Origin of the sequence: Methanobrevibacter sp. (assembly GCF_045116495.1) — an archaeon.
GTDB lineage: Archaea > Methanobacteriota > Methanobacteria > Methanobacteriales > Methanobacteriaceae > Methanocatella.
Genome location: NZ_JBGULU010000014.1, coordinates 1 through 4,668, shown reverse-complemented (window position 1 = coordinate 4,668; position 4,668 = coordinate 1). Strand labels below are relative to the sequence as shown.

Here is a 4,668-nt window from a genome sequence, read left to right as displayed (position 1 = left end):
CTTTTTAATTAACATGAATAGTTGTTCTTTGTATTTTTCTTCAATGCCCATTAAAGCATATCGAGGACCATTGATTTTAAAGGCAAGTAAATCAAACAAATATATATCATACCAATCATTTTCAATAAAAATGTCCATCAATATTTGACCTGCCTCTACAGTATCAAGAAACTTGCTGTCAACGGATTCTGTAATTGAACCTTCATGCTTTCTTCTGACATACAAATGCCTTTTGATGATTGATACTCTTTCGGCTTTAAGGAAAGTGTAAAAGAAAAATGGCATGTCTTCAAAATAGATGCCTTCAGGAAATCTGGCGTGGATCTGGTCAATGAATTTCCTTTTAAAAATCTTCTGACATGCACTTACAGATATATCAAACAGGAAATCACCGCACTCATGTGGATTGAAAACCCTATTTTCAAATGATTCATCAAAATTATTCAGGTTAAACCAGTCATTTTCACTGTATTCGCCCTGATTGTATTTGATTATCTGAAATATTGATATATCAGTATCATTGGTTTTGGCTTCATCGTAAGCAATTTTTAATGCATCATCACAAAACCAGTCGTCACTGTCAAGAAACATCAGATACTCACCGGATACAATCTCAAGAGCCCTATTTCTTGAAGCGCCGGGTCCCTGATTGGACTGGCTGATAACGGTAATTCTCTCATCATTAAATGATTCAATAATATCCAATGTGTTGTCGGTTGAACCGTCATTTACAATAATAAGTTCAAAATCAGACAATGACTGATTAAGCACGCTTTCAATAGCTTTTTTGATGAACTTCTCCCCATTGAAAACCGGAAGAATAACAGATATTTTCATGATAATCTAAAATGACTTTTCCAAAACATCAACATAGGTCTTCATAGTTTTATCAACACTGGAAATGTCCTGAACATCGCTTTGTGCCCTGCATCTGATTTCATATAACTTCTCATCAGGCATTGAAACAATTTCCCTGATTTTTTCTGCCAGGAGTTCAGGATTTTCAGGCTCTATAATAAAACCGTTTTCACCATCTTTGATTATTTCTGGAATAGCTGAAACGGAAGTGGTTAAAACAGGAAGTCCGACTGCCATGGACTCAAAGATAACTGTTGGAATACCGTCCATATCTCCATTTTCGGCAACTTTACACGGAACAACTATCAAATCCGATTCCTTCAGTTTGGCTTTAACATCACTTGGATTCAATTCACCTTCAATTGAAATGTTTCGAGCGCCAAGACTTTCAATTTGGGATTTCAAATCCTCTTCCAAATCACCGAAACCGAAAATCTCAAATGAAAGATCCTCTTCTTCAAGGAGTTTGGCTGCATCAATCAAAACATCCAGACCTTTCTTTTCAACAAATCTTGAAATCGCAACAATATTTTTAATCTTATCTTCCCTTCTGGAGAATTCAGATATCTCATAGTCAGTGGCCTGTTTGGTTATTATAATCTTTTCCTCATTTACACCCTGTCCGACAAGATAGTTTTTGTGAAAATCGCTTAATGTATATATGCCTAAACATAAATCGGAGTTACCTATTTCCGCCACCCTGTTGGTCTTTTGATATTCTTTGGTAAATATATCAAATGCATGTGCAAATACTGTAAATGGAATATTCAAACATTCAGCAAGAGGGAATGTGAATTTACTGCACATAGGATATACAAAATGAGTATGCATAAATTCAATGTCATAATCAACAAGCAATTTGGCCAACTGTTTTTTGGAGCTGAACTGCACTGATTCAATCTCAAAGTCCAAATCAATATGTTTATATGGATCCTTTTTGTAAAATACGCAGACATTGAAATCGTTTTCCACAAGCCATTTAAGTTCGCTTAAAACGAATGTCTGGGAATGCTCAGGAAAAGAGTTAAGAACATATGCAATGTTAATGTCTGTAATGTCCTTTTCGGATTTTTCAATATTGTGAGAATTATATTTTTTCATGAAGCTATTGCATAACTCTTTATACTCTTCGAGTTCACCGTTTAGATATGAAATGGTATCATCACGTGCAGCTACATCTTTTTTCAATGATTTAATCACTTCATTTTTCAATGTTTTTATCTCTTCATTCTTTTCTGCAATCTCATTCTTTTTCTTTGCAATGAACTTCTTTTTACCGTTGATTTCGGTTTTTTGAGATTTGATTATTTCCTGATTTTGCTTATCCTTCTCTAAAAGCCTTTCATATTCATCCTTATAAAAATTGTACATGTCACTTTTACTTAATATTTTTTCTGAAAAAGACATAATAATCACTATCTATTAAATAATCTGTTTTTAACTTTGCTAATTGAAGAGCTGTCCTCTTTGTTCAAAGCTTTTTGTTTTTCCAATTCCAATTTTAATTTTTCAATTTCTTCGTTCTGTTTTTTAATCTTCTTATTGTTTTTTCTTTCCGTTTTTTCATAAAGTTTTAAAACTTCCTTAAAGTAATTTCTGGTTTCAATTGCATTTCTTGACAAAATCAAAGTATTCTTGTCAATCAGTTCATTGGTTGTAATATCACTGTAACACGAATTGCTGATGTGGCCTGTAAACTCACTGCACTTTTTAATTAAATCTTTTCTTATCTTTAAGTATTCCTGTGAATTTTCAGGCGGATTTTCAACATCGAATATATTATAATTGCTTTTGTATTCATCAATAGTTGACTCCAAAAGCAGCTGTGAGATTCCGTCAAATCTTTCCTTCATGCCCCTTTCATTGAATAGCATAACAGGGGTTTTCAAGGCAAGGCATGGTAGAGCACAGTGCAGCCTGTCGGTAATGACGCATGATGCATTTTCATAAACCTTCAGCAGGTTTTCCGCCATGAAGAATTTTTCTTTTGAATTGTAAAATGAAGTCAGATTATACAGCCATTTTGGCATCTCTCCAGGAAATGCCTTTTTAAAGGAAGGCATCATATCCTGTTGAATCCTATATATTTTCTTATCTGTTTTCTGTTTTAAAAATGAAATAAGCTCATCCGGATTTTCCATATTGACAACTATATAATCATTGCCATCGTCTTTTTGAGGTTTTTTATCACCTGAATCCAGGGTCAGAGTCAGGCATCCTGTAAAATATGCTTCAATATCATTGTCGTTTAAAAAGTCAACTGTATGCAGGTCTCTGCAGCCAACCGGACCGTATTGTGAAAAGAATTCCCTGCTTTCAGGAGTCAATATTGCTTCTACCCTTTTTTTGTTTTTGGTTGTAGTTGTAAAATGCATTGATACCAAAAGAGGATTAATGCTGTCTGATGGAGGCCATGCAGTAGGACAGTCCACAAACCAGCCATTCATAATCATCTTTACATTATCGCCTGTGAACTGATCCAATTTTTCATGTTCAATATAATAATCAATTTGAGGTAAAAAGCGCCTTGCGGCGATACTTTGAATTTCATTACCTAAATTTGTAGTATAATCATAGCTAATTAATCCATATTTCATTTTTAATCACGGAAATATACTTTACTAATATTCTATTATTGCTCATTACATTTAAATTTTAATCTCCGACTTTAAAAATAGGCAATTAAAAAAAATTAATATAAAAAACATGATTATTCAATAAGCACAATCAAAAATCATGATGATGACTGCATGAACAAATTCAAAAATATATTTAAAAATTAAAATAAAAAAAGAAAAGTTAAATGATTTAGAATGTCTGTGTTCCACTTGTTGGTGAGAGTGAAACGCTTTGAGTATCTATAAGATTACTGTTTGAATCATATAACTTTATTGTTGCATAATCTGGATAGTAATGATATGCATCTGCACTTGTAATATACAGGTAACCGTCTGAATGCACATTAGCAGGAACCATATTACCATGATTCAGTGAATTACCGTCTCTTGAATAGAAAATCTGAACAATAACGCTTTTACCTGCATGTTCCTTACCTACATAGATTTGAGCATAAGTCTTATCCTCTTCAGCACTTCCTGTCGAGAAGCTTCCTCCCCGAATCCTCATTGAAGATGTAGAGGATTGGGATTGTGAAGATGATGAAGTCTGTGTAGCGGTTTTTTCTTCTGGAGTTGTATCCACTTGAGTCTTATTTTGAGCTGCAGAATTATCATTTGCATTAGTATTGTCATGACTTGAATTTCCTGATGCATATATGTAGATAAATGCACCTGCCAATACTACTGCAACAATAGCCAATGCTATAATGATTATTTTGGTAGTGTTATTATCAGCATTAGTCTTATTTCCGCTGATTGAATTAATCACACTTTTGTGGTCTATTGTTTTTTCTCCATCTAATGGAGAGCCACATTTTTTACAAAATTTGGCCGTATCCGAATTATCACTATTACAGTTAGGACATTTCATTTTTCAACACCCGATAAAATATGTATCGATAATAATATTTTAGTTACAAAGTTTAATATACTTATCCATAAAAATGATGTTGAATATATAAAAAGAAAAAAAGAGTGTATGATTAAATAAAATTAATCATAGAATTTTCCAAGGAAGTCTTTCATCCTCTGATTATCGGATGAGAATACCTCATCAGGAGTGCCTTCCTCAACGATTACTCCACCATCCATGAAGATGATTGTGTCTGCAACATTACGTGCAAATGCCATTTCGTGAGTAACGATGACCATGGTCATGTGCTGAGCAGCCAATTCCTTAATGACTGTTAAA

4 protein-coding genes and 1 pseudogene are annotated in these 4,668 nt (G+C 33.5%); all 5 read right to left on the bottom strand.

The features are described from left to right. A partial coding sequence (locus ACJMLH_RS00610) for a glycosyltransferase family 2 protein (protein WP_405274022.1) occupies positions 1-837 on the bottom strand: 837 nt, incomplete at its 3' end. 6 nt (positions 838-843) lie between these two features. Then, complete coding sequence (locus tag ACJMLH_RS00605; protein ID WP_405274021.1) at positions 844-2,265, bottom strand: glycosyltransferase family 4 protein; 1,422 nt, start codon at positions 2,263-2,265, stop codon at positions 844-846. An 8-nt stretch (positions 2,266-2,273) separates the two neighbouring features. Continuing rightward, complete coding sequence (locus tag ACJMLH_RS00600; RefSeq protein WP_405274020.1) at positions 2,274-3,455, bottom strand: polysaccharide pyruvyl transferase family protein; 1,182 nt, start codon at positions 3,453-3,455, stop codon at positions 2,274-2,276. Between the two features lie 211 nt (positions 3,456-3,666). After that, positions 3,667-4,347, bottom strand: coding sequence for a zinc ribbon domain-containing protein (locus tag ACJMLH_RS00595; protein ID WP_405274019.1), 681 nt, complete (start codon positions 4,345-4,347; stop codon positions 3,667-3,669). A gap of 122 nt (positions 4,348-4,469) precedes the next feature. Continuing rightward, positions 4,470-4,668, bottom strand: a pseudogene (gene glnQ / locus ACJMLH_RS00590) (glutamine ABC transporter ATP-binding protein GlnQ); the annotation flags it as partial.